Here is a 26498-nt window from a genome sequence, read left to right on the forward strand (position 1 = left end):
TTTTATCTTTGTGAGGTAAACAACAAGCAATATGAAACAAGCAAGAATTTATATGAAGCGTTGGTTAGGAATTAACGAACGCAGTAAACAACTCTCGACCGACACCTGGTATTTGAACTTCGCCAGTCAACTGCTATCTTTGATCGATGCATCCCCTTTATACAGTAAAAAGTTTGAAACAGAGAAAGTAGATACCGCCCTTTCACTAGCTATTTATCTGCAAGATGCCATCGCCCAGTCCGGTGGTTGGAAAGAGTTTTCCAATGCCTATTACGGATTGTACAAGTCCTATCTTCCTTTCTATACGCTGACCGACGAGTATCTTCCCGACGAAATCAATGTAGAGGATATCTCATTCATTCAGTGGACGCTCCTCTCCCGCTATGCCATCTTCGAAGAGGACGAAGTTATTATCCAGAATCCTCATGATCCTGAACTGATAGAATTCAGCCAAAAGATATATGATGTGATGGATACCGCCTTTGAAGAAGCTCCCATCTGCGACGAGCCGTCTTCTCCCATTTGGGTGATGGGACTTGATTTACTGGAAATGCCATTAGTGCCACTTCCCGAAATCACTCCCGGAATGACACTTAAAAAAGATGTGGAGAACTGCCTGGCTTACAGCAAAGGAGAACCGCTACTTTATTTTACCACCTACGATGAATTACGCCGTTTCTTTGTGGAAGAACTAAAATGGGAAGATAAAAATGAAAGTCTGTTGCCGGAATTAAGAGATGAAAGAAACTTTGTGATCTATGCCAATGCCAAAGGTATGCTGATTGCCGCTAATGTCTCTTATTGTTTCTGCGATCCACGCAATCCGACTTATAATACAGAAAAGGCAGCTGCCAAAGGATACAAATTATTCACTTATCCGGGTACCTGCCCCTTTGATCTCCTGAAATATGGTATGGCAAAAGGCCTGCTTCCTGATATTCAACTTCCCTTCCCTGGTGGAAAAGAGGTATTGCACAATAATTGGGACTTCATTGCACGATACTTCTTGTGTGAGTATTACGAAGGAGAGTGAGAAAAAGTATGAAGTATTAATACTTCATACTTATCCTACATTTCTATTATCTCTTCCTTGCACAGTGTCAACTTCTCTACCCCGTCTGCTGTCACTACCCATGAGTTTTCAATACCCAGGGGACCGACACCCGGCAATACGATTTTAGGTTCGAGAGCAAATACCATACCCGGTTCTAATTCCTGCTTCATACGCGGAGCCAGTACAGGAGCTTCGTTGATCTCCAAGCCAATGCCATGACCGATAAATTTCGCCTTCTGTCCTACTCCCATAAAGTAATCGGCAAATCCGACTTTCGTTACGATATCAATAGCTGTATTATAGAGATCTTCGCAAACAGCACCCGGTTTTGCCTTTTCAATCACAGCTGCCTGTACATCCAGACATGTTTGATGTACAGCATAAGCCTTCTCCGGTAACTTGCCGATAGAGAATACTCGGCTCATATCCCCCATGTATCCATAGAAGTTTCCACCCATATCAACCATAAAACTCTGACCGGGTTGCAACAATGCACCGTTTGCACCGATAGGTATAGACGGATCAAGTCCTTCACCACCCAAAGCAAAGTCATAAGGTGCAGGAGCAGTAGCATTATCTCCAGCCAGCAAGCTCCCCATAAATATCTCCATACTCTGACCAAATGTACGGAAAATACCCAGACAACCTTCCAAACGCATCAGGCGTTCTATTTCAATAGACAACTGACGATCCGTCATTCCCGGTCGATACACAGAAGGAATCTGTTCATAAGCCTTCGTATGGGCAATACCCGAACGACGGAACATTTCAATCTCAATATCTGTCTTTACACTACGCGCCTTACGAATCAGGGGAGTACCATTCACAACAGTAGTTTCAGGAAAGCAGGCTGCCAGACGGGTATACTCCGTATAAGAGAGTTCGTCTCCCTCCAACATCAATTTCGCAGGCAAGGGCAGGCCGCATTCTTTCAGTAAATCGGGCAATTGTTCCGGCTTACGGATAGGAAGTATATGTTCTCCTTCAATATTATTAGGACGTTTGATAAATAAGCGTGCCGGAGCATTCAACGGTAAATACAGATAGCCGCTGACAACGCGTCCGTACGTATAAATCAAGTTTACATTGCAAGTGATAAGAGCGGCATCAATCTCTTGTTGAGCCATCAAGACACGTATTTTATCGCGTCTTAATTTTAGTTCCGGTTGTAACATCTCTTTGTTATTTATAATTTCGAGATGCAAAGGTAGACTAAAAATTGAAGAATGAAGAATGAAGAATGAAGAATTTCCGCACGGTGTACTTGTATAGTGCAACCAAATTCTTCATTCTTCATTAAAAAAGTACTGCCCTACACCTTCACAGGCAGGACAGCACAAACCACAAATACAAATACAACTAAACAAAGTTTTCCTTTAAATAATTCCCTGACCCATCATTGCGTGAGCCACCTTCATGAAGCCTGCAATATTGGCTCCCTTCACGTAGTTGATGTAACCGTCAGGTTCTGTCCCATATTTTACGCATTGTGCATGAATGCCGTGCATAATAGCGTGCAGTTTCTCGTCCACTTCGGCAGCACTCCAACTGAGGTGCATTGCGTTCTGCGACATTTCCAAGCCGGAAGTGGCAACACCACCGGCATTGACTGCCTTACCCGGAGCATACATCACCTTATGTTCGATGAACAGGTCGATAGCTTCCGGCGTACAGCCCATATTAGATATTTCACCCACACACATCACTTTATTTTCAATCAACTGACGGGCATCATCACCGTTCAGTTCATTTTGCGTAGCACAAGGCAGTGCAATATCAGCTTTCACTTCCCAAGGGCGCTTACCGGCAACAAATGTAGAGCCGGGGAATTCGTCTGCATACGGAGCTACTATATCATTGCCCGATGCACGGAGTTCAAGCATATAATCTATCTTTTCGCCACTGATACCATTCGGATCATAAATGTATCCGTCCGGACCGGAGATAGTAATCACTTTCGCACCCAGTTCGGTTGCTTTGGTAGCGGCACCCCAAGCTACATTTCCGAAACCGGAAACAGCAACGGTCTTACCTTTGATATCAATGCCTTTAGTTTCTAACATCTGGTTCACGAAGTACAATCCACCGAAACCTGTAGCTTCAGGACGAATCAGAGAACCGCCGAATTCCAAACCCTTTCCGGTAAATGTGCCAGTAAATTCACGGGTTAACTTCTTATACATACCGAACATATAGCCCACTTCACGACCGCCTACACCGATATCACCGGCTGGTACATCCATATCCGGACCAAGGTGACGCCACAGCTCCAACATGAATGCCTGGCAGAAGCGCATGATTTCACCATCGCTCTTACCGCGCGGAGAGAAGTCGGAACCACCTTTACCACCACCCATAGGCAGAGTAGTCAGCGCGTTCTTAAACGTCTGTTCGAAGCCTAAGAATTTAAGGATGGAAAGATTTACGGAAGCATGGAAACGAATACCGCCTTTGTACGGGCCAATGGCATTGTTGAATTGCACACGGTAACCAAGGTTGGTTTGTACATCACCTTTGTCGTCCACCCAAGTAACACGGAACGTAAAGATACGGTCGGGTTCAACCAAGCGTTCTATGATTTTAGCTTTCTCGAACTCTGGATGCTGGTTATAGATATCTTCGATGGAAAGAAGCACTTCCTTTACGGCTTGAAGATATTCAGACTCGCCGGGATGCTTTGCCTCTAATGAGGACATAATTCGTTCGATATTCATAATATTACGTTTTAAAAGGTTTGTCCTTTCGTGATTTTAAGGTTATTCGAACAAAATGTCAACGAATAACACTGCAAATATAGGAAAACTTTTGGATTTACCTATACTTTTCAGTGATATTTTGATTAAATAATGATAAAACGTCAAAATCAGGTATTAAGTGTTAGGTATTAAGTATTAAGTATGCAGCGTCATTTGCGCAGCCAATTAATACTTAATACCTAATACTTAATTTATAGTTTCGGTTTCATTCCCATGTTATACATTATAAATCCGTAAATGTCAGCCTGTTCTTCCAGAACCTTAGCCATAGGTTTGCCTGCACCATGTCCGGCTTTACTGTCGATACGGATAATAGTAGGATTCGTTCCGTCGTTACATTCTTGCAGGGTAGCGGCAAATTTGAATGAGTGGGCAGGAACTACACGGTCGTCATGGTCGGCGGTAGTAACCATAGTTGCGGGATATTTGGTGCCGGGTTTCAGGTTGTGTAGCGGAGAGTAGCCTTTCAGGTACTCAAACATTTCCTTGCTGTCCTCGCTCGTACCGTAATCGCTTGCCCAGTTCCAACCGATAGTAAACTTATGATAGCGAAGCATATCCATTACACCTACCTGCGGAACGGCTACGCGGAACAAATCGGGACGTTGTGTCATACAGGCACCTACCAGCAAACCACCATTAGAGCCACCTACGATAGCGATTTTATCTTTGTTGGTATATTTATCATTAATAAGGTATTCGGCAGCTGCGATGAAGTCGTCGAACACATTCTGTTTCTGCATCTTCGTACCCGCTATGTGCCAGTCTTCGCCATACTCACCGCCACCACGCAGATTAACCTGTGCATAGATACCTCCATTTTCCAGGAACGGAATACGTGATGTAGAGAAACCCGGATTAAGGCTGATATTGAAACCACCGTAACCATAGAGATACACCGGATTTGTACCGTCTTTCTTCAGATCCTTCTTATAAGTCAGGAACATCGGTATCTTGGTACCATCCTTGCTGGGATAGAATACCTGCTCCGTTATAAATTCATCGGAGTTGAAGTCAACCTTCGGAGCACGGAAGAGCTCATACGTATTCGCATCCATATCATATTTATACGTAGCACCGGGGATGGTGAACGAAGTAAAACCGAAGAAACATTCCTCGTCATCCTTGTCACCACTGAAACCTACGGAACCGAGCGAAGGCAACTTAATTTCCTGTATCTCCTTGCCGTCCAGGCCATATACATACGCGTGGTTGGAAGCATCTTTATCATATGTCAGGAACAACTTCCCGCCTATCACACCGACATCCGAAAGTACATTCTCACTTTCCGGAACCAGCTCCGTCCAGTCTTTCAGGGCGGGTTTATTGATATCCACTGTCATGAGGCGATATTTCGGCGCATTGTAGTTCGTAAACATATAGATTTTGTCACCAATCACCTCTATAGGAGCATAAGTGTAATCCATATCCGTAGCCATTGCAACGAATGGCGCGTTCGGTTTACGCAGATCTTTCATATACAAGGCATTGCCCCGTCCGTCACCACTTTCATACAGGAACAGGATGGTTTCATCCTCATTCACACTGACACTGTAGAAACGTTTGGGATATGCCTGATTCTGGTAAACCAGCTTATCCTGCGATTGCGGCGTACCCATCTTGTGGTAATAAATCTTATGATTCTCGTTCACGTTAGAGAACTCCTTCCCTTTCACCGGAGCATCGTAAGCGCTGTAGTAAAATCCATCGCCCTGCCAGCTAGCTCCTGTAAACTTTGCCCATTGAATATGATCGTCCAGCAACTTGCCGGTTTCAGTATCCATTACATAAATCTCCTGCCAATCCGAACCACTGCGCGAAATGGTGTAGCCGGTATATTTTCCGTTATTCGAAAAAGAAATGCTTGTTAAAGCTACCGTACCGTCATCCGAAAGTTTGTTAGGATCAAGGAATACGCGCGGTTCACCGTCCAAGCTATCCTGTACATACAGCACACTCTGGTTCTGCAAACCGTCATTCTTATAGAAATAATACTTACCGTGTTTCTTGAATGGTGTACCAATCTTTTCATAATTAGCCACATCCGTCAGTCGCTTCAGCAGAGCATCACGAAAAGGTATTTTAGACAAATAGTCATTCGTTACTTTGTTCTGGGCTTCCACCCATGCGGCAGTTGCAGCAGAAATATCATTCTCCAACCACCGATACGGGTCGGGAACTTCTGTTCCAAAATAAACATCTACAGTATCCACCTTCGCGGTTTCAGGATACGTAATCTTCTGTTGTTGAGCACATGACATCATGATGACACCGGTTGCAAATAAAGTTACTTTTTTCATATTATACATAAATAGGAGATGATTGTTCATTCTTTTTTGAAAATTGTCGTGAAAACGTCTCACCAAATTCAGGCGTTAAAAATACAAAAACAACCAATAGGAAACAAGGGTTTATCCTATAATTATATTTTAAATTGCATTTAATGCAGAGGAAAAGGAAAACCAGTAGCCAAGAATAAAGAATAGTATATTTAACGGAAGTAAACCGAATCTGTTAAGAGAAAATTTCCAATATATACGGAAAAGAAAAGAACATAGACAAAGGAAGAGGGAATTAAGAAGAAGAGAAGGATACCTTAGTTTAAATATTATCACAAAAAGTCGAGATTCTATCATTTTCCTTCTTTTTGATGGTTTTTAAAGGTTTTATGGCAGTTATCAAACCTTCTTTTGCTAAATAATAGCTAACCTTGCATTTAGAAACAAAAGGTTAACATAATCATGAGAAAAAAAACATTCATATTACTCTTGTTGTTCATCGCCAATTCTTCCCTATTCAGCCAAAATCTTCTGACGAGGGATGCCCAACTGGAAAAGCAAGTTTATGAAACAGGATTGATTCATGCTCCGCTACCCTTGAACACCACCCGTTCATTCGAAGAAAAAGCCCTGAAAAAAGAAATCCTGTCCAGCCAACCGCTTACGGTATCCGGCGGAACGGATGGATGGCGCCACTCCGGACAAGGGGAAATGTCTTTTTCTAAAGAGAAGTCTGTATCGGGTAAAGGAAGCATCCGCCTGTCCTTCCCTACATCTACAGGAGAAAGGGCTACCGGTTCCCCCTCCGACCCCGATTATGCAACCTATGGAAACAGCCGCGTCACCTATCACGTCAATGGAAAAAACTGGGAAGGATACAATAGGATTTTCTTCTCCATCTATCCCGACTGTGACGGAGCCCGCGTAGTCAATATGAACCTGACATTTACAAACGACAGTTCCACCCCCAAAGCAGGATATAACCCTCCCAGCGGTTCGCATCTCATCAATCTCGTGAACAAGACGTGGAACCATTGTTTCCTCGAGATAGATGAGTATCAACGGGATAAAGTAATGGCAATCAGCTTTGATACGGCCCTGAAAGGGAAAGACCGGACTACGGGTGATTCTGCCGTTTATTATATCGATAACCTCCAACTGCAACAAATCAAGAACCCTGAGCAGGTAAGCGGATGGAGTCCGGCAGAGCATACAATTGCTTATTCCACCACAGGATATGAAACAGGTGACCGGAAAACAGCCATCGTCAACACCGGATTGTGTGGTCAATGGAAACATTTCCAACTGATTAATGCTGCTAACGACCAGGTTGCCTACGAAGGTTCACTGGAGCGGCAGCAAACAACTATCGGAGAATTCGGAGTTATCGACTTTACCGCTTTCAATCAGCCGGGAGATTATCAACTGAAAGTAGGCGACATCATGACGCCCCCGTTCCGGATAGGTGAAAACGTATGGGATAACTCCCTTTGGAGAGTGCTGAACTTCCTGTTTTGCCAACGCTGCGGCCATCCTGTTCCCGGCAAACACGCCGCCTGTCACACGGATTTATTTTCCCGGCATGACGGAAAAAGTATCTCTTACTCGGGCGGATGGCACGATGCAGGCGACTTGTCGCAACAGACCTTACAAACCGGAGATGTGACTTTCTCCTTATTGGAAGCCTACAACCGCCTCAAAGAAACCAATGCCCCACTGGCTGCACGCTTACTGGAGGAAGCCGAATGGGGAGTTGAGTTTATCCTGAAGAACCGTTACGGGGATGGTTACCGTGCCAGCAGCATGGGATTGCTTATCTGGCAGGATGGCGTTCTAAATACATTGGATGATATTCATTCGGTACGTGTTCAGAACATGGCATTCGACAACTTCCTCTATGCAGGCTACGAGGCTTATGCCGCTATGACCATAGACCGGGACCCGATGCTGCAAGAACATCTGCGGAAGGTGGCGGAAGAGGATTTCTCATTCGCTATGGAGAAGTTCAAAAAAGATGGTTTCGACCTGTTCAAACAGATGTACGAACATAGCTACAATACCTCTCACAGCCAGTATATGGCAACCATATCCTGGTCCGCCAGCATGCTCTATAAACTGACGGGAAAATCCTGCTATGCGGAAACTGCTGCAGAAGCCATCCGGTATGTACTCGATTGCCAGCGCACCGAACCGTTGAAAGACAAAGGCAGGACCTGCGGATTCTTCTATCGGGATAAATCACGGAAATCTATCGTACACTATATCCATCAGTCGCGCGAGCAGATTTACATGCAAGCCATGACCTTACTCTGCGAAATGCAAAAAGAGCATCCCGATTATCAGAAGTGGGCGAACTCCATACAACTGTACGGAAACTATCTGAAAGGCCTGATGAAATATACCCAACCTTACGGAATGGTTCCGAGCGGGGTATATCATGCGGAAGAATATAAAGATTCCGCCAGCTTCTACTCCCTCCATCTTTTTCCACCTGCCAATGCACAGGAACTGTACACGGAACAGATAACACGGGGAGTCAAACTCGATAAAGAACATTATCTGAAACGTTTCCCCGTATGGTTCAGCATCTTCAACGGCAACACAGCCATCCATCTTTCCACCGGAAAATCCGCCGCCATCTGCGGAAACTTCCTCAAAGACGAAGAGTTGCTGACTATCGGACGGGAACAACTTTACTGGACCGTCGGCAAGAATCCTTTCGGGCAATCGCTGATATACGGTGAAGGGTACAATTATCCTCAGATGAACACTTTTTCTTCCGGCGAGATGACCGGTGAAATGCCCGTCGGTATCCGTACGCTGGGCAACGATGACGTCCCCTACTGGCCGCAGACCAACAATGCCTGTTACAAGGAAGTGTGGGTGACCTCGGCCGGAAAATGGTTATCGCTTATCGCCGAATATTAAGAAAGAAATTATTAATCATATAAAATATACATGCTATGAGAACAATCAAATTCTATCTGACTCTATTGTTTGCTGTCTGCACATTTCTGGTAAATGCGCAAACGCCTCAAGGCTATCCGGCCAATTATGCCAATGCGCCGCGTTTCAAAGCACTGGTTTATTATACGCAACATGCGGAAGAAGCACACTATCAATTCTCCCTGCAGGCAGTAGAGTTCTTCAAGAAACTGAACTATGGCGACGGCTTTGTACTGGACTTCACCATGGATCTCTCCACATACACCTACGAAAAGCTGAAAGACTACAGCGTAGTGGTAATGCTCGACGGTTATCCCAATACAAAAGCTGAACGTGACGCTTTTGAAAAATATATGGAAAACGGAGGAGGCTGGGTAGGCTTCCACGTTGCCGCCTATAATGACAAGAACACAAATTGGCCTTGGTTTGTAGATTTTCTGGGTGGCGGGGTTTTCTATTGTAATAACTGGCCCCCTCAACCTGTATTGGTTGAAGTTGACAATGAGAATCACCCCGTCACCAAGAATTTACCTGCCTCCTTTGTGGCTCCGTCCAGCGAATGGTATCAGTGGAATCCCAGTCCGAGAGCCAACAAAGACGTAGAAGTCCTGCTCACTCTTTCACCTAAGAACTATCCGTTAGGAATCAAGGACGTGGTCAATTTTGGCGACTTCCCTCTCGTATGGACCAATACCAAGTACAGGATGATATACCTGAACATGGGACATGGCGATGAAGAATTCATCGATGCTACACAAAATCTCTTATTTGTAAATGCTTTCCGTTGGGTGGTTAGTACTGACAAGAAAGGAGATCCGTTTAAGAAATAAAAGTCAGCAAATACCCTATACTGAATGAAAAACTCAACATTGCAACGTGTAGCGGCCGTGGATGTGTTTATTAAACAGATAATATAATCCGAAGATTTGCAGAAATATGAAAATAAATCAACTTCTCAAGATAGTATTCATTGCGGTTTGCCTCCAGTTAATTGGTCTGCAAGCCAAAGCCAAAGACATCGAAGTGCGGAATGGGAATATCATCCTGGATTTCAGCACCATGATTTCACCACAAGCCCCTGCCGGCAAATACACCATAAAAAGAGCTACCGGAAAATTCAGCGAATACAAAACAATTGGCAGTACCTCTTCAACAACATTTGTCGATAAAAAGCCGAAAGGAAATCCCCATGATTATTACTATCAGATTATGGATAGTAAAGGTGAATTGGTGGCTTCTATTTCTATGGATGCCGAGTTATTCGGCGACTATGTATACATATATAGCAATACGGACCGGAAAGAAGACGTGGGACATGAAATCAATGCCATTCACGACCAGATGTTCGGCAAGGAATTCAGTCCCAACCGTTATGCCCTCTTGTTCAAGGCGGGAGATTACAAGGAAGCCGGACTGCTGAAAGTCCCGTTCTATGTACATCTGGCAGGGTTGGGCAAAACACCGTTTGACGTGGAAGTTTCCAATATACACACCCCACCCCATCTAAGTAACGGAAACGGCACATGTACCTTCTGGCGCTCTACAGAAAACCTGTCCGTCATAGGACCGGAAACCTACGACGAAGAAGAAACTTTCAAATGGGCCGTATCGCAGGCAGCACCTATTCGTCGTATCTACTCACAGCGCGTTGTACGTAATCAATGGGAAAACGGATGGGTAAGCGGCGGATTCACCGCAGACTGCTATTTTGAAGCTGCCGCAGGTTCTAAGAACCAACAACAATGGTATACCCGCAATTCCTTCCTGAATAAAGGACGTGGGGAGTTCGAAGAAATCAAATACAACTACTGTTTCCAAGGCGTTGAACTGGGGCCGGAAGTAGATACAAAGACCTATCGGAACAACTGGGACAAAGGAGGAAATGTAACTTTCATCCCCACTACCCCAGTCATACGCGAAAAGCCGTTCTTGTTTATCGGTGACGACGGAAGATACAAAGTATTCCGTCCGGCACTGAAACACGAACACAAAGGAGTATCCTACAGCCGCACTGATATGGGCGAAGGTGAAAGTCTGGATTTACTGAATGAATTTTATGTAGTGAAACCGGGTGCCTCGGCCGAATATATGAATAAGCAACTCGCAGCGGGTAAACATCTGCTTATAACTCCCGGCATGTACGAGCTTTCAGAGCCACTCCGCGTCACCCGCCCCAACACCATTATATTGGGAATAGGATGGGCGACTCTGATTCCGGGAGAAAAAAATTCCGATACGGCGATTCTGGTAGAAGATGTAGACGGGGTAACGATTGCCTCTCTGATGTTTGATGCACATTACACTTCCAATACCCTGATTCAGGTCGGCACGGAGAAAACAGCTCAAAGACATATACAAAATCCTATTCTGCTCACCGACTTGTTCTTCCGGATAGGCGGATTCCGTCCGGCAAAGGTACATGTAGACCGTGCAGTCGAATTAAACAGTAATGACGTGATTGGCGACCATTTCTGGATATGGAGGGCAGATCATGGTGTTCGCGGCAGTGTAGGCTGGGAAATCAATACCACCAGAAACGGTCTGATAGTAAACGGCGACTATGTCACCATTTACGGCTTATTCAACGAGCACTTCCAGGAATATCAGACTTACTGGACAGGAGAACATGGACGAACTTACTTCTATCAGTGCGAGACGCCCTATGATGCTCCCTCACAGGAATATTACATGAGCGAAAACGGCACACACGCCGGATATGCCGCATATAAAGTGGCTGATAACGTGAATACTCATGAAGCTTTTGCCTTCGGCATTTATGATGTGTTACATAACGAAATAATGATTGAAAATTCAATAGAAGTACCCGATAAAGCCGGTATAAGAATGTATCACATGTGCAACAACACTCTTTCGGGAGGAGGTGCTAAAGGTTTCAATTATATATTGAACGGCATAGGAAAAAGTACCTATAATACACACCACGATTACAGGGCATATATAGACGAATTCATAGGAAAATGATAACAGAACAGCAAGAATAGGAGTGATGTTTTCCACGGGCATTGCTGCCAGCATCATCGTGAGGGGCCGCCAGATACGTGGCTGCCACTTCAATGCTGGTGGAGAACGCTGTGGCAGCATTTGCATGACGTGACTATCCGTTTTCTCACCAACGGCGTAGTTATTACCAAGCTCAACCCGAGATTCATTTGCCTGTTGGGTGCTGGAGCTTTGGCCATCGACGGCATGGAGGAGTTGATGAGCGAGAAATAGTTTGAACAGATTACTTTCTTTTTTGTCGTACATAGTATATATTTATATAAATTGATAAAAAACTATGGCGACCGTAAAAGTAAAATTCAGAAAATCATCGGTGGAAGGAAAGGCCGGTAGCATCTATTACCAGCTATGCCACAAGCAAAGCAACAGGCAGATAACCACCCGAATGCATGTGCTTTCCCAATGGTGGGATGCAGAAAAGGAAGCATTTATAAGTGAAGCGGACAATAATGGAATGTCAGCACGCTACCAACGTCAAATAGAGAAAGACTTGCGATATATTCGTCAGATTCTATGCGAATGGGATGAAGCGGGGAAAGACTACACTTTGGCGGACGTCATCGCCCGCTTTCATGCCAGGGATGAAAACGAAGACACAATACTGTCCTGCTTGGCAGCTCTGGTCGATGAGTTAAAAAATGACGAACGGTGGGGAAACGCCCGCAATTTGCAACGTGCAATGAACAGTTTTTCAGGCTTCCTGGGAGGTTTGGACATCCCTTTCAAGCAAGTAGACGAAAGACTTATCATGGAATATGAACAATGGCTCCGGGCACGAAAGGTGAGCAAGAACAGCAGTTCTTTTTATATGCGGACTTTGCGCTCTGCCTATAATAAAGTGATAAGCATAAAGCAATTGGAGCAGACGTATCCCTTTCGGAATGTTTATACCGGTGTGGAACGTACCCACAAACGTGCTGTGCGTGAAGGTATCATGGTTTGTTTGCAAAAACTGGATCTGACCCATTCTGCTCCACTTGCCTTTTCTCGCGACATGTTTATCTTCAGTTATTGTACCCGTGGAATGGCTTTCGTAGATATTGCCTATCTAAAGAAAAAGGACATAAACGGAGGAGTGCTCAGCTATGTCCGCCATAAGACTGGACAACGCCTCATCGTACGCATAGAACCTCTTATAGAGGAGATTATCAAGCGCTACGAACCGTCCGTCCGCAATAGCCCTTATCTTTTCCCTATCATTACCTCCAATGATCCGGAAGAAGCTTTCCGACAATATCAGACGGCACTGGGTTATCATAACCGAAAGTTGAAGAAACTGGGGAAATTGACAGGAGAAGATCTACGCCTCTCTTCCTATACTGCAAGGCATAGCTGGGCGACGGTTGCACGCAACCACAACGTCCCGTTATCCGTCATTAGTGCAGGCATGGGACATACTTCCGAAAAGACCACGCTTATATATTTGGAGTCTGTAGAAAATTCACAGATAGACAAAGCAAATGAAGGGATTTTAGAGGCGTTATGTTGTAACGTTTCTAAGTAAGAAACCTTAAAATTACGGCGCAAAGATATAACAAATAAAAGAATAAAACAACATAATGCTATAAATATTTGTTTATATTTCAATCTCAAAACGAGTACAAAATATTGATTTTTAACACTATAGACAGATACTCATAAAAAAAAGAAATGAATAGATATTAAAAACAGATGCTAATATAGAACTCGATAGATATATTCTAAAAAAATTATCCAAACATCGTACCGAATCTACAAGACCTAAAAAAATAGGATAAAAAGATATTTTTTATCCTACAGTAATTCAAGGGTTTACAACGTCGTGCCGTTTCTTACTTAGAAACGGTACAATTACAGGGTTACGGATACCTTCTCCTGGGTCAGGAGAAGTTCCGAGTTCCAAAAATCGACAGACAAAACGAAGAATTGGATTAACCTTGCTTGCTGTGCATCAGAGTTGTTTTGAAGATCAAAAATACTCAGATACGCAGGAATGGAAGGAATATCTTTTAGGTGAGATACGACAAATATGGAAGAGGCATCTTCAATTATGCATTGGTATGCATTCAAAGTCTTTTACAACAAAGTATTTGAGATAGAAGACACGCTGAATAAAGACAAAATCGAGAGCTATATTCCTTGTGAAAGAATTCTTGTAGAGCGGGGCGGAGTGAAAAAGCATGTACGTAAACCGATCATTTCCTCCCTTCTGTTCTTCCATTCCACAGAGAAACAAGCATTGGCCTTACAGCAGAAGCTGGCAGACCGAGTTCTACTATATACCCGTCTTGTCAATTGGCAAAAGCTGCCGATAGCTATTCCCGAACGTGAAATGAAAATTTTCATGCTTGTCACTTCCTCCGGAGAGAAAGGGCTGGACTATTTCGGCGATGTTCCCATGGAGTACAGCACCGGCGAACGGGTTCTTGTTACGGATGGTCCATTCAAGGGAGCAGAAGGCTGCATACACCGCATCAAAGGAAACCGCCGCCTGATAGTAGCAATACAAGGTGTGTGCGCGGTGGCAACTGCCTATATTCCCCAATGCTTTCTCAGGAAAATATAAATCAATACAATTAAACAAGCTCTCACCTAATCAAATCCTTCAGAAATGACAATCTGCTATTTTGAAACTTTAGCGGCATTCGCCGTCAGCTGTCTGCTCAGTGCAATGATCATTCCCAAAATATCATTGATAGCTTTCAAACGGCGACTTTTTGATCCGTTGGACGACCGAAAGTTGCATACGACACACATTCCCCGTCTGGGGGGAATCGCTTTTTTTCCGTGTATCATTATGCCCATTTCGCTCGTCATCGCCTGCCATAATCTCTGTACAGACAGCAATTTGCTCAGTTGGGAACAATCCACCCGCCTGCTCACCCTGTTCAGCTGCCTCTTCATGCTCTATCTGATGGGGATGAGAGACGACCTGATAGGCATGCGCTACCGCGCTAAGTTTGTCATCCAGACACTTTGCAGCCTTTTATTGGTAGCTTCAGGTTTTTGTTTCGACAATCTCTACGGACTGTTTGGCATTTACGAATTACCCCATTATGTGGGTATACCATTCACAGTCTTTATCATTGTCTATATCATGAATGCGATTAATCTCATAGACGGCATCGATGGCCTGGCTTCCGGATTGAGCATGATAGCCTTCTTCGCTTTCGGTTGCATGTTCGTCTGTCTGCACTGGTGGTTGTATGCCTTTATCTCCTTTGCAGCTTTGGGAGCACTGATACCATTCTTCTATTATAATATGTTCGGGCAAACCCGCCGCGGACGGAAAGTATTCATGGGAGATACCGGTTCATTGACTATCGGTCTGTTGCTGGCTGTAATGGCCATTCATCTCAGTATGTCCGATCCCGCCAAGGAAGAACGCTTTCCCGGTGCCATCGTGACGGCTTTTTCCTTCCTGCTGGTGCCGATGCTGGATGTAGTCCGAGTGGTACTTCACCGCCTGCGCAACCATCAGCCTCCGTTCCTCCCCGACAAAAATCATATCCATCATAAATTCATCGCCCTGAGAATGTCGCAACATCAGGCACTTTGCTTCATCCTGAGCATCGCCTGGCTTTTTATCATGACCAATACACTCTTGGCTCCTTACTTGTCCGTCACCGTACTGTTCCTGCTGGATGTGGCGGTATGGACAGCGATGCACTTCTACATCACAGCGAAAATTACCAAAAAACACCCAAGAAATTAATACTTCATATTTCTATTTTATATTAAAATTAAAACATGAAAAATCATCTTTTATACCTATTCTTTTCGTTGGCGTTGCTCTCATCGTGCAACACATCGAAAGAGATAATCTATTTTCAGGACGTAGCGGTCAACAGTCCCGAAACAGTGGCTCCACCCCAGGACATCACCGTGCAACCCAAGGATCAGATATCCATCGTGGTGTCGAGCAAGGATCCCGAACTGGCGGCTTTGTTCAACCTAACCCGCGTGCAGCAGAGAGTTGGCTCCACAGGACTGAACAACAGTAACAACAACGGAGAAATTTCCGGATATACGCTTGACGACAAAGGCGCCATCGACTTTCCCGTATTGGGAAGCCTCACCATAGCGGGTATGACCCGGAGCCAGATTGCCGCATTGGTAAAACAAAGACTGAAGGAAGAGAACCTGGTAAACGACCCGGTGGTCACCGTGGAATTTATGAACCTCAGTTTCTCCGTCCTGGGCGAAGTGAAGACTCCCGGAAAATACAGTATCTCGAAAGACTATATAACTTTGTTGGAAGCTATCAGCATGGCTGGTGACCTTACCATCTATGGCAAACGGGATGCCATCTTCGTAATCCGTGAAGAAAACGGAGAACGGGTGACGCACTGGGTGGATCTCCGTTCCTGCGATTTATTCAAATCTCCCGTTTATTACCTGAAACAAAACGACGTGGTGTATGTGCAGCCCAACAAGGTACGCGCCGGACAATCCACACTGAATGAAAACAGCGTAAAGAGCGTAGGATTATGGATTAGCATCGGATCATTCCTCACCTCCCTGGGTGTATTGCTGTTTAAATAGTGGTACAGTTACGAGCTACAAGCTACAAGTGCCTTTCGGTACATAGCGCAGCCACTCGTAGCTCGTAACTAAGTAACTAATTTATATTATTATGATTGAAAAGAAAACGCCTGCCGGCAAACCCGCCGATGACTTTATACGGATACAGGATCTGTGGAACATGTTTGTTCCCAAGTGGTACTGGTTCGCTATCTCCCTATTCATTACCCTGACTATAGCGGTGTTGTACCTGCTGAGTACTCCTCCTATTTACACCCGTACCGCTGCCATTCTCGTCAAGGACAACTCGAAAAGCAGTTCTTCTACCGGCGTAACGAGCGATTTTTCCGATTTGGGTATCTTCAAGTCCAATACCAACATCAACAACGAGTTGCTGACATTAAAATCGCCCACACTGATGACGGAGGTGGTCAACCGGTTGGGATTGAATGAAACCTTCACCATCCGCAAAGGATTAAAGAACGTAGATTTGTACAAGGTATCCCCTGTCACCATTACCTTCTGCGACAAGGTAGAAACTCCATTAAGCTTCAACATCAAGTTCCTTTCAAAAGAAGCGTTTGCCATTTCCGAACTTGAAATATCGGGAGAAGACACAGGGGAAACACTCTCCGCCCAAATGGGCGACTCCATACAGACCCCTGCCGGAATCATGATCATATCCCCTACCCCAGAGCTTACCGATGCTTTTATAGGCACATCTGTCCGGTATGTCCGGGGAAGCGTGCGTGCCGCCACCGATACCTATACAAATGCACTGATCGCTGAATTAGGTAACGAAGATGCCACTATCATCAACCTCAGCATCAATGACACGTCCATACGGAAAGCGGAAGACATCCTGAATACCCTGATCGAGGTTTATAATGAAAACTGGATTCGGGACAAAAACCAGATAGCCGTCAGCACCTCGCAGTTCATTAGCGATCGTCTGGGTGTGATAGAGAGCGAATTGGGGCATGTAGACGAAAATATATCCAGCTACAAAAGCGAGCATTTGCTACCCGACGTACAGGCGGCATCCAGTCTCTACATGGCACAATCCGCTGAGAATAAGAAAGAGCTGTCAATGCTGAACAACCAGCTCTCCACCGCCCAATATATCCGCAGAGAACTGAACACAAAACAGTTGGACCAAACGCTGCCCGCCAATTCAGGCATCGTCAGCGCCAATATAGAAACGCAGATCAGTGAATATAACAATCTGGTACTGGACCGCAACCGACTGATAGCCAACAGTAGTGAAAAGAATCCGCTGGTAAAGAATATGGCCAGTTCTCTACAAAGCATGCAGCGAACCATCATCCAGTCAGTCGACAACCTGATCGTTTCACTGAACACCCAGATACGTAGTCTTCGTACCCAGGAAGAAGCTACCACCAACCGGCTGGCATCCAACCCTAACCAAGCTAAGTATTTACTGTCAGTAGAACGTCAGCAGAAGGTAAAGGAAGAACTTTATCTCTATCTGCTACAAAAGCGTGAGGAAAACGAACTCTCACAAGCATTTACCGCCTACAACACCCGCCTGATTACCGCTCCGCGCGGCAGTATGTTCCCTACCGCTCCCCGCAAGATGAATATCCTGTTGGTGGCATTTGCCGTAGGATTACTGGTTCCGGCGGTAGGCATCTTCATGAAGGAGAATATGAACACCAAAGTACGCGGTCGGAAAGACCTGGAAAACCTGAGCATCCCATTCATAGGCGAAATTCCACAATACTCCGGCACAAAGAAAAAATGGTGGGAATTCAAGCACCAGAAGCGGCAGGACATGAAAACTATAGTGGTGAATGAGGGAAACCGCAACATCATCAACGAGGCATTCCGTGTGTTACGTTCTAACATGGATTTCATGGCAAGCAAGGACAGCAACCAACATGTTTTCGTATTGACCTCATTCAATCCCGGCAGTGGAAAAAGTTTCCTGGCCATAAACATCGCCATCAGCTTCGCCATCAAAAAGAAGAAAATCCTGGTCATTGACGGAGACCTCCGGCACAGAACCGTCTCTTCTTATGTCGATTCTCCAGACAAGGGATTAAGCGACTACCTGAACAATCAGATTGAGGACTGGAAGGAAATCATAGTTTCCTACAAGGGATACACGAACCTGCACATCCTGCCCATCGGAACAGTACCTCCCAATCCAACGGAACTACTGGAAGACAGCAAATTGTCTGCACTGATAGAGGCCCTAAGACCGGAATATGATTATATCTTCATAGACTGCCCTCCTATTGACATCGTAGCCGACGCACAAATTATTGAAAAATGGGCGGACCGCACCATTTTTGTAGTCCGCTCCGGCTTGCTGGACCGGTCCATGCTTTCCGAACTGGAAAATATGTATACCGGAAAACGATTTAAAAACCTCTCCATGATACTGAACGGAACTGAAAGCACCGGAGGACGTTACGGCTATCGCTACGGATACCATTACGGTTATGCTTCCTATTATGGCAGTAAAGATAAATAAAACTCATGTGGCCATTTTCTAAATCCCAGCCCGTCGCGGCAAGCGGCATCCTTTGCGAAATGAGCGACTACCACTCCCACATATTGCCCGGGGTGGACGACGGCGTGAAGACAATGAACGAGTCGCTTCAGATTCTTGCGGAGATGAAACGCCAAGGAGTCCGCAAAGTGTGGTTTACTCCCCATATCATGGAAGATATACCCAATACCAGCGCCGGGCTGAAAGAAAGATTTCAAGAATTGAAAGAAAAATTCCGGAAGCCGGAAGATACCTATCGCGGCACAGTGGAGCTGAACCTGGCCGCTGAATACATGATGGACAACCTCTTCACGGAGCGTCTTGAGTCCGACGACCTGCTTCCGATCTATAAAGGCGGTTACCGGTATCTACTGGTGGAAACCACCGGCTTCACTCCGCCCATGAACCTGCTACCTGTCCTGAAACGCATTCAGACAAAGGGCTACCGGCCCTTACTGGCGCACCCCGAACGCTATCTATATATGGGCACGTCCTACTACTGTATGTTGAAGCAAGAACAGGTTGCTTTCCAGTTGAACCTTCCGTCACTGACGGGAACATACGGCACGTATATACAAAAAAAGTCCGTATCCCTGCTGAAAGCAGGGATGTACGACCTGACAGGAACCGATACGCATTCTTCAAAACATTTCAAAGAATGGCTCGGAACACGGATTGGCAGTCGAGACAGGGACATGCTTTGGGCACACTTCAAAAAGTGGAAAAATGAGATGTTTCAACAATTGGAATAGTGCAGTTTAAAAAGAAAAATTAACTATAATAGTGCAGTTTGCCATAAATAAAACAACAAAATAGTGCAGTTTAAGGGATTAAATAACTATCTTTGTTCCAGATAAAAAATAACGCTATGAACATCAACGAATATGCACAGATTATAGCAGACCAAAAAGAAGAGTTGAAATTCATCAATCCTAAAGATCTATGTTCGCGGAAAGAAGAAAGCCAGTTCGACATAGATAGTCCCTTAGCACAAATCGTCATAGGAGTACGCCGGAGTGGGAAATCAACAATCTGCCATAAAGTACTAAAAGAAAGAAACATACCTTATGCTTATGCCAATTTCGATGACGAACGATTATACAAATTAGAGTCCAAAGACTTAAACTCACTATTGGAAGCGATATATATGGTATATGGAGACTTCCAATATTTATTTCTTGATGAAATACAAAATATTGAAGAATGGTTTCTTTTCGTAAACAGATTGCTCAGACAGAAAATTCATCTTGTTATAACCGGCTCTAATGCCAAACTTTTAAGTAGTGAACTCAGCACACACTTGACCGGACGGTATAATCAAATAGAGCTTTACCCTTTTTCATTCACAGAATTCTGCCAATATCGAAAAATTGATACCAGAGACATTTCAACCAAAGGAGTGGCTTTCAAAAAAGCTGCATTCGAAGAATATTTCCAAAAGGGAGGTTTCCCCGAATTATCCGAGGTTAAAAACAGTCGAGGATATATTCAAGGGTTATTCGACTCTATCATACGTAAAGATATACAGCAACGATTTAAAATCAGATATATAGAATCGTTGCGCATGTTAGCGAATCATCTGATAGATAATTTCGGTCAGGAGATTATCTATACCGATCTTGCTGAACGCTTTGGCTTTGGCTCTTCACATACAGCTGAGAACTACGTTTCATATCTAAAACAGACCTATCTTTTATTAGGCATACACAAATTCTCATTTAAAAGCAAAGAACGTATTCGTAATGAGAAAGGGTATGTGGTTGATATCGCCTTCATAACTGAAAGAGATGATGCTATGAACGGACAAAATCTGGGGTGGAAATTAGAGAATATCACTTATATTGAACTATTAAGAAGAAATAAACCTTTATTCTATGATATTTTCTACTATCGAGAGCAATATGAAATTGACTTTGTAATCTGTGAAGGAAATAATGTCAGAGAATTAATTCAGGTATCCGTTGATATTTCTTCTGCAAAAACTTATAATCGGGAAATATCAGCATTGTGTAAAGCTTCTACTGATTTAAAATGCAATAAATTAACTCTAATAACCATGAATGACAATAGGATTGTTGAAAAAGAGAATCATACAATACAAATTATATCTATCACAGACTGGTTATTACAAGAATAAAAAAAGAATATGTGGCTACCTTATAAAAAGGTCGTACCCCCCTGCTGAAAGCAGGGATGTACGACCTGATAGGAACCGATACGCATTCTTCAAAACATTTCAAAGAATGGCTCGGAACACGGATTGGCAGTCGAGACAGGGACATGCTTTGGGCACACTTCCCGGCATGTCGCGATGGCCTCTGAGTTGCGCTTTCGGGAAGAGCTTCAGTAACCTCGACAGAAGTTGTTCCAGTTGCTCAAACTGCTCCGGGGTGAGCGTATCAGCAGGATGTCCTTCCGCGTCCAGTCCGCCTTCGTAGCATACACCGATGGAACATCGGTTGAAGGGACGACAATGGGCACCCACTTCAAGCAACCGGCGATGCCGGCTGACAGTGCCGTCACGACGGACATAAAAGTGATAACCGATAGTACGGAACCCACGGGCACGATGGTCACGCAAGAGTTGCTCCACGGAATAGTTGCAGTCACAACGGGTAGCGGAACAGTGCAGAATGATGTAGCGTACCGAGTCGGTGGAGTTCATCATCAGTCCGCTCTCCACCCCGGTGAGGAGTTCGCGCTCGTTAAGCACTTCATCCCCGCCTACGGTCATGGGAAATGTTTCCTGTATCATGGCAGCATACATTCTACAATGGTTGAACAACTAGTCACGCCCAGTGCCGTGAGAGCCGCGATGGCTGCCTGGATGATAGCATTGAGCAGAGACACCCAGGTGATTTTATTCTTTTTTACAGAGTCAGACATGTGAATTATGAATTACAAATTACGAATTACGAATTTCCAACGCTTCCGGCGTTAGATTCATCCCAGCGGGTTTTCATCCAATCCTCCACCTCCGGGATTGTCGCTTCCACCTTCATCATCCACGTCACCCGGGTCGGAGGAATTCACCTGCTTGATGACGTTTCCTTCCTTGTCGTAGCAGGTAATGTTGATGGAGGCTCCCTTCAATTCCTGCTTGATGGTGGTACTGGGGGTGAAGATAACCTTGCGGGCGGTGATGAGTCCCGAACTCACATCCTCCACTTTGGCCACCGCCGCGGCTTGCAGGCCGAAACGCATGGTACCCAGTCCGGGCACAGCGACAGAGTGCCCTTCAGTGGCCCATGCCTTGATGACTTCGCCAATAGCTTGCCAGGAGGCGTTAAGGGTTCCCTTCGGAATCCCTGACCGAATGGAGGCTTCGGATACAACTTTTTCCTGCTTCAGCGTGCTGTAGATTTCAGCCTGCATGATGAAGCGATACTCCCCCTTTGAGGGGCCTACCGCCAGTTTGGTCTGACGGGCTTTTACTTTGATTCCCATAATCTCAATAAAATTTAGTTAATAATGACGAGTGGTAAAGTAGTATGTACGTACTACTTTACTAACTCAAGAAGCTGTGGGCAAAGATATGACAGGGTGAAACCCGGCTTATGGGTTTCGATGGGTTTTGCAAGTTTCCTCTTTACGGGTCGCCCAGGTGGTGTACAATTAGTGACACTTGCCGGGAGGTGAGCAACTTCTGCGAGCGATGGTAGCCGGCAGCTTCCAGCTCCTCCATCAGGAGAGGACAGCCGTGAATCCAGCGCATCAGACGGTTAGTTGCTACCGCAGGCATTGAATCGGGAAAATACAGCAGAGCCAATTCACTCTTCTTCATGGAAATGGGGTGGAAAAACATTGTAAAAAAAAAAATTAAAAATTAAAATTGAAGAGACTTTTTTCCAACTAGGAACTTTTTTTTCCCTAACTGGAGAAAAACATTTTCCTAACTGGAGAAAAAAACGGGCTTGTGAAACTTGTGCAAACTTGCAAACTTGCAAAACTTGCAGGGCCTCCTCGCCCCCACACACGTATGCATATACACGCGCATGCGAGGGCGGCTCCGGACACTCACTTAAATTTGTACTCTCCACGGCAGGCGTGCCCCAGCCGGCCTTTGTCTACCATGCGTTTCAGCATGGAGTCTATCGTGCCGGGAGCCATTCCGCACCGTTCGCCCTCCAGCAGGGCCTGAGCACGGGTGAAGCTGAGAGGAAGCCTGTCAAAGAACGCCTCCTGCGACGCTTTCGGCTGCGACACGACATCCGCAGACGGAAGGAACGAAAGTATATGGCACGAATGAAAGTACAGAGGTTCCGCAAGTGAGAGCGCCGCATGGAAATCATCATCGCTTACGCTGAGCTCAAACCGTGTGTAGTGTACTGAATAAGTTGACACTTCAAAAATCGAAAATAAAGATGAAATATTCGAAAAAGAAGTACAACTATTACAGTGATGATGAACGAATGTCTTATATTCGTGAGTATTTATCAAGTCCCGAGAGCAAATCTCAGTTTTGTAAGCGTAACGGCTTTTGTGCCAAGCTTCTTACTTATTGGCTTAACAAGTATCAAATGGAAGACAAAGCTATGGGTATATCACCTAAACCGGTAAATAGCGATGCTATTAATTCTAGTATTTCTGAGCTCCAGAAAGAACTATCGCTATTGCGTGCTGAGAACCGTAAACTTCATCGGGCTCTTGCTGATGAGAGTTTACGTCATGAGGCGTGCGAAGAACTCATCAATCTTGCTGAATCCACGTATCATATCAAGGTACGAAAAAACTCCGATGCCAAGTAATCGACACCTTGTCACAGAGGCACTCAACCCGACGCAAACATGGTTGTATAAAGTTCCTCTGTGATTACTTCGGCATAACCCGACAAGGTTATTACAAGCATGTGAACCGGCATTTGGAGGTTGATATCCTTACCACAAGCATCGTGTTGTACTGCAAGGAACTGTTGGAACTCATGCCCAAAGCTGGTATGCGCGAGTTATACGCCTGCTGCGTGAGTAAGTTTGGACCAAAGATGGTTATCGGTCGTGATCGTTGTTATGACATTTTTCGCTCCAATGGTTTGTGTCAACGTACAAGTCGCAAGCGTCCTAAAACAACGAATTCGAACCATAATTACTATATCTACCCCGATCTGTTGAATGTTGCGCCCAAATTTGTCGCTACGCGATTGGGCGCTATGGTAGTGGCGGATATAACCTACGTAAACACCGGTCAGGGCTGGGCTTACCTCTCGTTGCTTACCGATGCGGCAAGTCGTGCCATCGTTGGATATGCGCTTTACAAAACTCTTGAGACGGAGGGGCCCTTGAAAGCTTTGGAGATGGCAATATCATTCTATGAGAAGTATCACATAGACATGAGCACTCTTATTCATCATTCTGACCGGGGTGTCCAATATTGCTCAAATAAATATGTAGAGAGGCTTAAAGAGCATCAAATCAACATCAGTATGACGCAGTGTGGTGATCCTTTGCATAATGCATTGGCTGAAAGAATGAACAACACCATTAAAAACGGTTGGCTATTCGACTGTGATGATGAGAGCTTCGAGCAAGTAAGCAAGCGCATTGAAGATGCTGTATATGTATATAATCATGTGCGGCCTCATCAAGGGATAAACATGAGGACACCTATGGAAGTGCTCAGAGAAACGGTAGGATTTACAGCATAATACCCGCTCGTCGGGACGGGGGGGCCCGCCCCTTGCCGCTAGGGCGATCCCCGACCGAAGAGTTCTTGTTTGTTGGCAACATTACATTTTCCTGAAGAAGGCTTGCGTAAATAAAGGAAGATGCATAAATTTGCAAGCACCAACAAAAGACAACTAAAATAGGAATAAGAAAAACAAAAGTAAACCTCTTTAGATATTAAAGTATATTGAGTAAACTAATCCAGTTATAACAAACGAAGTTGTCAACTAAAACCAGTACACATCAGTGGCACCACTCCGTCCTGCACGTTCTCTTGTGGAATATGGGGTGCGGGAGACAATCCCGGACATGACATCAGCATCCGCACGATGTTGTCCGGCACCATTTCGGCCTCCGTCAGCAAGGCATCGAGCGAACGCAGTAATGCCACAACGCTGATGATTCGACAGATATTGATGGCAATGCGCACCACAGCGCTTCGCATGGAGTCGCCATGAACCGCGCCCGCACGGCCGAACACACACGAAAGGTGAGCGTTGAACTCCTCCTTCTGCCTCCCGGTGAGCTTCAGGCTTATGCCGCTAACGGCTGCCTTCAGTGCATCGAGCCACAGTTTCCAACGCTCGCCCCAGGCGGTGAACATGCGGTCGTAGTCCGTTTCGGAGTGACCGAACTGATCCATCCACTCATCTACGGCAGGCATGTAGTAGAACACCTGGCGCGAGAAGAGTCCGTTCTCTACCGATGGAATAAGCGGCTTTACCTGCGCGGGGGTTCCGCTGAGCAGTACACTGAGGTATGATTTGGGGCATTCACGATATTCATGATTGGTGCGGCGATTGTAGGCCAGCCTCTCATGGTCAAAGCTTTTGCGGAGCGTGTCGCTCCAATGGCCGTAGTCGGCGCCTATGGCCGCACTCACGGTGTCAGCCTCGGTTTCGCATATCAGCCCGGCACCTTCGGCATCCATCAGGTTTTCCATCATACCTGCTCCAGAATTGTCTCCCGCAATGAGAAACATCTTCATGAGAGGTGGTTCGGGTTCAGGAATGTTAGCCTTCTCCTTGCCCATCGCGTCCCATTTCGCTTTTTCCAAGCGATAGACTTTCGTCTTTGTGTAGTAGGCTTGCATCAGCGAGTCGTGCATAGGCTCTACCAAGCGGCGTACCCATGTCAGCGCTCCTTTTCCAGAAGCGGCAGGGGCAATGACAAAAGTTTGCAGGCACGGATATTTACTTTTTCGCCCGTAGGTAAAGCTCAACAGCCTGTTAATGGAAGCACCGAATACAGTCACCGCTCCCAGCAGCAGGATGTCTCTTTGTGCAGATGTATCTCCACAGTCTATGACCTGTTGAAGGAATCCGGGCCACCGATAGTCCGGAAAACAAGGCAGAGAGACGGATATGGGTTCCGCGGACAGCTTCTTCGTTTGTTCCGCTTGCTTCTGCTCACGCACGCACGTGTGTGGGGGGGCGAGGGGGGCCTGCAAGTTTTGCAAGTTTGCAAGTTTCTTGTCGAGGCGTACCCCTGCCAATTGCGCCAGATGTAATACCGTTCCCAGGGAATTACCTCCCCGCCCGTGCTGCAAGGCATGGCTGTAGAGCTTGTCCGCTTCATCCTGCCGGTACTTGTCGGACAAGCGGCAAAGGCGGTGGAAAAAGCCGCGTCCCGCTTCACCGCAACTATTACCCATGGCAAAGGCCAATGGCATGTATTCCTGATAAGTGGGGGCAAGATTGATCCCCGCCTGTTCTACGGCAATGGTCAGTTGTTCTATAATGTCAATATCGTTCATGAAAA

The 26498-nt window shown here is 45.4% G+C and carries 20 protein-coding genes and 1 pseudogene; 13 read left to right on the plus strand and 8 right to left on the minus strand.

Annotated elements, in window-relative coordinates; translation table 11 throughout:
- Nucleotides 1-31: 31 nt before the first annotated feature.
- Nucleotides 32-1033, plus strand: a complete 1002-nt coding sequence (locus tag VYM24_RS24215; RefSeq protein WP_330941084.1) for a DUF3843 family protein — start codon at nt 32-34, stop codon at nt 1031-1033.
- A gap of 35 nt (nt 1034-1068) precedes the next feature.
- On the opposite strand, the gene VYM24_RS24220 is transcribed toward VYM24_RS24215, so the two are convergent.
- From VYM24_RS24220 to VYM24_RS24230, 3 genes are all read right to left on the minus strand, one after another.
- Entirely contained in the window at nt 1069-2229 is a 1161-nt protein-coding gene (locus tag VYM24_RS24220; protein ID WP_330941085.1) for a M24 family metallopeptidase, read from the minus strand.
- 201 nt (nt 2230-2430) lie between these two features.
- On the minus strand, nt 2431-3768 hold the full coding sequence (gene gdhA, locus VYM24_RS24225; RefSeq protein WP_291550733.1) for an NADP-specific glutamate dehydrogenase: 1338 nt from the start codon (nt 3766-3768) through the stop codon (nt 2431-2433).
- A 233-nt stretch (nt 3769-4001) separates the two neighbouring features.
- The gene (locus VYM24_RS24230) at nt 4002-6110 is read right to left on the minus strand and encodes a prolyl oligopeptidase family serine peptidase (protein ID WP_330941086.1); all 2109 of its coding nucleotides are present in this window, start codon (nt 6108-6110) and stop codon (nt 4002-4004) included.
- A gap of 441 nt (nt 6111-6551) precedes the next feature.
- Between VYM24_RS24230 and VYM24_RS24235 the strand changes: the two genes are divergently transcribed.
- The 10 genes from VYM24_RS24235 (at nt 6552) to VYM24_RS24280 (ending at nt 21214) form a co-directional block, all read left to right on the plus strand.
- Nucleotides 6552-9017, plus strand: a complete 2466-nt coding sequence (locus VYM24_RS24235) for a glycoside hydrolase family 9 protein (RefSeq protein ID WP_330941087.1) — start codon at nt 6552-6554, stop codon at nt 9015-9017.
- A 35-nt stretch (nt 9018-9052) separates the two neighbouring features.
- Complete coding sequence (locus VYM24_RS24240) at nt 9053-9865, plus strand: ThuA domain-containing protein (RefSeq protein ID WP_294604673.1); 813 nt, start codon at nt 9053-9055, stop codon at nt 9863-9865.
- Between the two features lie 106 nt (nt 9866-9971).
- Nucleotides 9972-12017 (plus strand): glycoside hydrolase family 16, encoded by a 2046-nt coding sequence (locus VYM24_RS24245; RefSeq protein WP_330941088.1) that lies wholly within the window; start codon nt 9972-9974, stop codon nt 12015-12017.
- A gap of 316 nt (nt 12018-12333) precedes the next feature.
- Nucleotides 12334-13560 (plus strand): site-specific integrase, encoded by a 1227-nt coding sequence (locus tag VYM24_RS24250; RefSeq protein WP_330941089.1) that lies wholly within the window; start codon nt 12334-12336, stop codon nt 13558-13560.
- A gap of 504 nt (nt 13561-14064) precedes the next feature.
- On the plus strand, nt 14065-14601 hold the full coding sequence (locus VYM24_RS24255) for a UpxY family transcription antiterminator (protein WP_291550724.1): 537 nt from the start codon (nt 14065-14067) through the stop codon (nt 14599-14601).
- A gap of 45 nt (nt 14602-14646) precedes the next feature.
- Entirely contained in the window at nt 14647-15750 is a 1104-nt protein-coding gene (locus VYM24_RS24260) for an MraY family glycosyltransferase (RefSeq protein WP_330941090.1), read from the plus strand.
- A gap of 35 nt (nt 15751-15785) precedes the next feature.
- The gene (locus VYM24_RS24265) at nt 15786-16580 is read left to right on the plus strand and encodes a polysaccharide biosynthesis/export family protein (RefSeq protein ID WP_291550721.1); all 795 of its coding nucleotides are present in this window, start codon (nt 15786-15788) and stop codon (nt 16578-16580) included.
- A gap of 91 nt (nt 16581-16671) precedes the next feature.
- Nucleotides 16672-19059 (plus strand): GumC family protein, encoded by a 2388-nt coding sequence (locus VYM24_RS24270; RefSeq protein ID WP_330941091.1) that lies wholly within the window; start codon nt 16672-16674, stop codon nt 19057-19059.
- A 5-nt stretch (nt 19060-19064) separates the two neighbouring features.
- Entirely contained in the window at nt 19065-19829 is a 765-nt protein-coding gene (locus VYM24_RS24275; RefSeq protein ID WP_330941092.1) for a tyrosine-protein phosphatase, read from the plus strand.
- Between the two features lie 116 nt (nt 19830-19945).
- Nucleotides 19946-21214 (plus strand): ATP-binding protein, encoded by a 1269-nt coding sequence (locus VYM24_RS24280; RefSeq protein ID WP_330941093.1) that lies wholly within the window; start codon nt 19946-19948, stop codon nt 21212-21214.
- A 99-nt stretch (nt 21215-21313) separates the two neighbouring features.
- Here the strand turns inward: VYM24_RS24280 and VYM24_RS24285 are convergent, their stop codons facing one another.
- The 4 genes from VYM24_RS24285 to VYM24_RS24300 all read right to left on the minus strand — a co-directional run bounded on the left by VYM24_RS24285 (nt 21314) and on the right by VYM24_RS24300 (nt 22861).
- Nucleotides 21314-21832: an N-acetylmuramoyl-L-alanine amidase gene (locus tag VYM24_RS24285; RefSeq protein ID WP_330941094.1), complete on the minus strand. Its 519-nt coding sequence runs from the start codon at nt 21830-21832 to the stop codon at nt 21314-21316.
- Nucleotides 21829-21963, minus strand: a complete 135-nt coding sequence (locus VYM24_RS24290) for a smalltalk protein (RefSeq protein WP_291550716.1) — start codon at nt 21961-21963, stop codon at nt 21829-21831. Before VYM24_RS24290 ends, VYM24_RS24285 begins: the two co-directional genes overlap by 4 nt.
- Before the next feature lie 57 nt (nt 21964-22020).
- Entirely contained in the window at nt 22021-22524 is a 504-nt protein-coding gene (locus VYM24_RS24295) for an HU family DNA-binding protein (protein ID WP_291550715.1), read from the minus strand.
- Nucleotides 22525-22666: 142 nt separating this feature from the next.
- Complete coding sequence (locus VYM24_RS24300; RefSeq protein ID WP_299094094.1) at nt 22667-22861, minus strand: DUF4248 domain-containing protein; 195 nt, start codon at nt 22859-22861, stop codon at nt 22667-22669.
- A gap of 580 nt (nt 22862-23441) precedes the next feature.
- On the opposite strand from VYM24_RS24300, the gene VYM24_RS24305 reads away from it, so the two are divergent.
- Together VYM24_RS24305 and VYM24_RS24310 are read left to right on the plus strand one after the other, a co-directional pair.
- Nucleotides 23442-23825: a transposase gene (locus VYM24_RS24305; RefSeq protein ID WP_330941095.1), complete on the plus strand. Its 384-nt coding sequence runs from the start codon at nt 23442-23444 to the stop codon at nt 23823-23825.
- Nucleotides 23826-23833: 8 nt separating this feature from the next.
- Nucleotides 23834-24718 carry an IS3 family transposase gene (locus VYM24_RS24310; protein ID WP_244436642.1) on the plus strand — a complete coding sequence of 295 codons (885 nt, stop codon included), beginning with the start codon at nt 23834-23836 and terminating at the stop codon, nt 24716-24718.
- A 266-nt stretch (nt 24719-24984) separates the two neighbouring features.
- Here the strand turns inward: VYM24_RS24310 and VYM24_RS24315 are convergent.
- Nucleotides 24985-26493: pseudogene (locus VYM24_RS24315) on the minus strand (DUF3987 domain-containing protein); the annotation flags it as partial.
- Between the last annotated feature and the right edge of the window lie 5 nt (nt 26494-26498).

The sequence above is a fragment of the Bacteroides sp. MSB163 genome (assembly GCF_036416795.1).
GTDB lineage: Bacteria > Bacteroidota > Bacteroidia > Bacteroidales > Bacteroidaceae > Bacteroides > Bacteroides maternus.

Bases quoted from the DNA above. Each gene is read 5' to 3' on its own strand.
- VYM24_RS24295 (WP_291550715.1), bottom strand. From the start codon at position 22,524: ATGGGAATCAAAGTAAAAGCCCGTCAGACCAAACTGGCGGTAGGCCCC.
- VYM24_RS24235 (WP_330941087.1), top strand. From the start codon at position 6,552: ATGAGAAAAAAAACATTCATATTACTCTTGTTGTTCATCGCCAATTCT.
- VYM24_RS24245 (WP_330941088.1), top strand. From the start codon at position 9,972: ATGAAAATAAATCAACTTCTCAAGATAGTATTCATTGCGGTTTGCCTC.
- VYM24_RS24230 (WP_330941086.1), bottom strand. From the start codon at position 6,110: ATGAAAAAAGTAACTTTATTTGCAACCGGTGTCATCATGATGTCATGT.
- gdhA (WP_291550733.1), bottom strand. From the start codon at position 3,768: ATGAATATCGAACGAATTATGTCCTCATTAGAGGCAAAGCATCCCGGC.
- VYM24_RS24290 (WP_291550716.1), bottom strand. From the start codon at position 21,963: ATGTCTGACTCTGTAAAAAAGAATAAAATCACCTGGGTGTCTCTGCTC.
- VYM24_RS24250 (WP_330941089.1), top strand. From the start codon at position 12,334: ATGGCGACCGTAAAAGTAAAATTCAGAAAATCATCGGTGGAAGGAAAG.
- VYM24_RS24270 (WP_330941091.1), top strand. From the start codon at position 16,672: ATGATTGAAAAGAAAACGCCTGCCGGCAAACCCGCCGATGACTTTATA.
- VYM24_RS24220 (WP_330941085.1), bottom strand. From the start codon at position 2,229: ATGTTACAACCGGAACTAAAATTAAGACGCGATAAAATACGTGTCTTG.
- VYM24_RS24240 (WP_294604673.1), top strand. From the start codon at position 9,053: ATGAGAACAATCAAATTCTATCTGACTCTATTGTTTGCTGTCTGCACA.
- VYM24_RS24285 (WP_330941094.1), bottom strand. From the start codon at position 21,832: ATGATACAGGAAACATTTCCCATGACCGTAGGCGGGGATGAAGTGCTT.
- VYM24_RS24280 (WP_330941093.1), top strand. From the start codon at position 19,946: ATGAACATCAACGAATATGCACAGATTATAGCAGACCAAAAAGAAGAG.
- VYM24_RS24300 (WP_299094094.1), bottom strand. From the start codon at position 22,861: ATGAAGAAGAGTGAATTGGCTCTGCTGTATTTTCCCGATTCAATGCCT.
- VYM24_RS24255 (WP_291550724.1), top strand. From the start codon at position 14,065: ATGGAAGAGGCATCTTCAATTATGCATTGGTATGCATTCAAAGTCTTT.
- VYM24_RS24275 (WP_330941092.1), top strand. From the start codon at position 19,065: ATGTGGCCATTTTCTAAATCCCAGCCCGTCGCGGCAAGCGGCATCCTT.
- VYM24_RS24215 (WP_330941084.1), top strand. From the start codon at position 32: ATGAAACAAGCAAGAATTTATATGAAGCGTTGGTTAGGAATTAACGAA.
- VYM24_RS24260 (WP_330941090.1), top strand. From the start codon at position 14,647: ATGACAATCTGCTATTTTGAAACTTTAGCGGCATTCGCCGTCAGCTGT.
- VYM24_RS24305 (WP_330941095.1), top strand. From the start codon at position 23,442: ATGAAATATTCGAAAAAGAAGTACAACTATTACAGTGATGATGAACGA.
- VYM24_RS24265 (WP_291550721.1), top strand. From the start codon at position 15,786: ATGAAAAATCATCTTTTATACCTATTCTTTTCGTTGGCGTTGCTCTCA.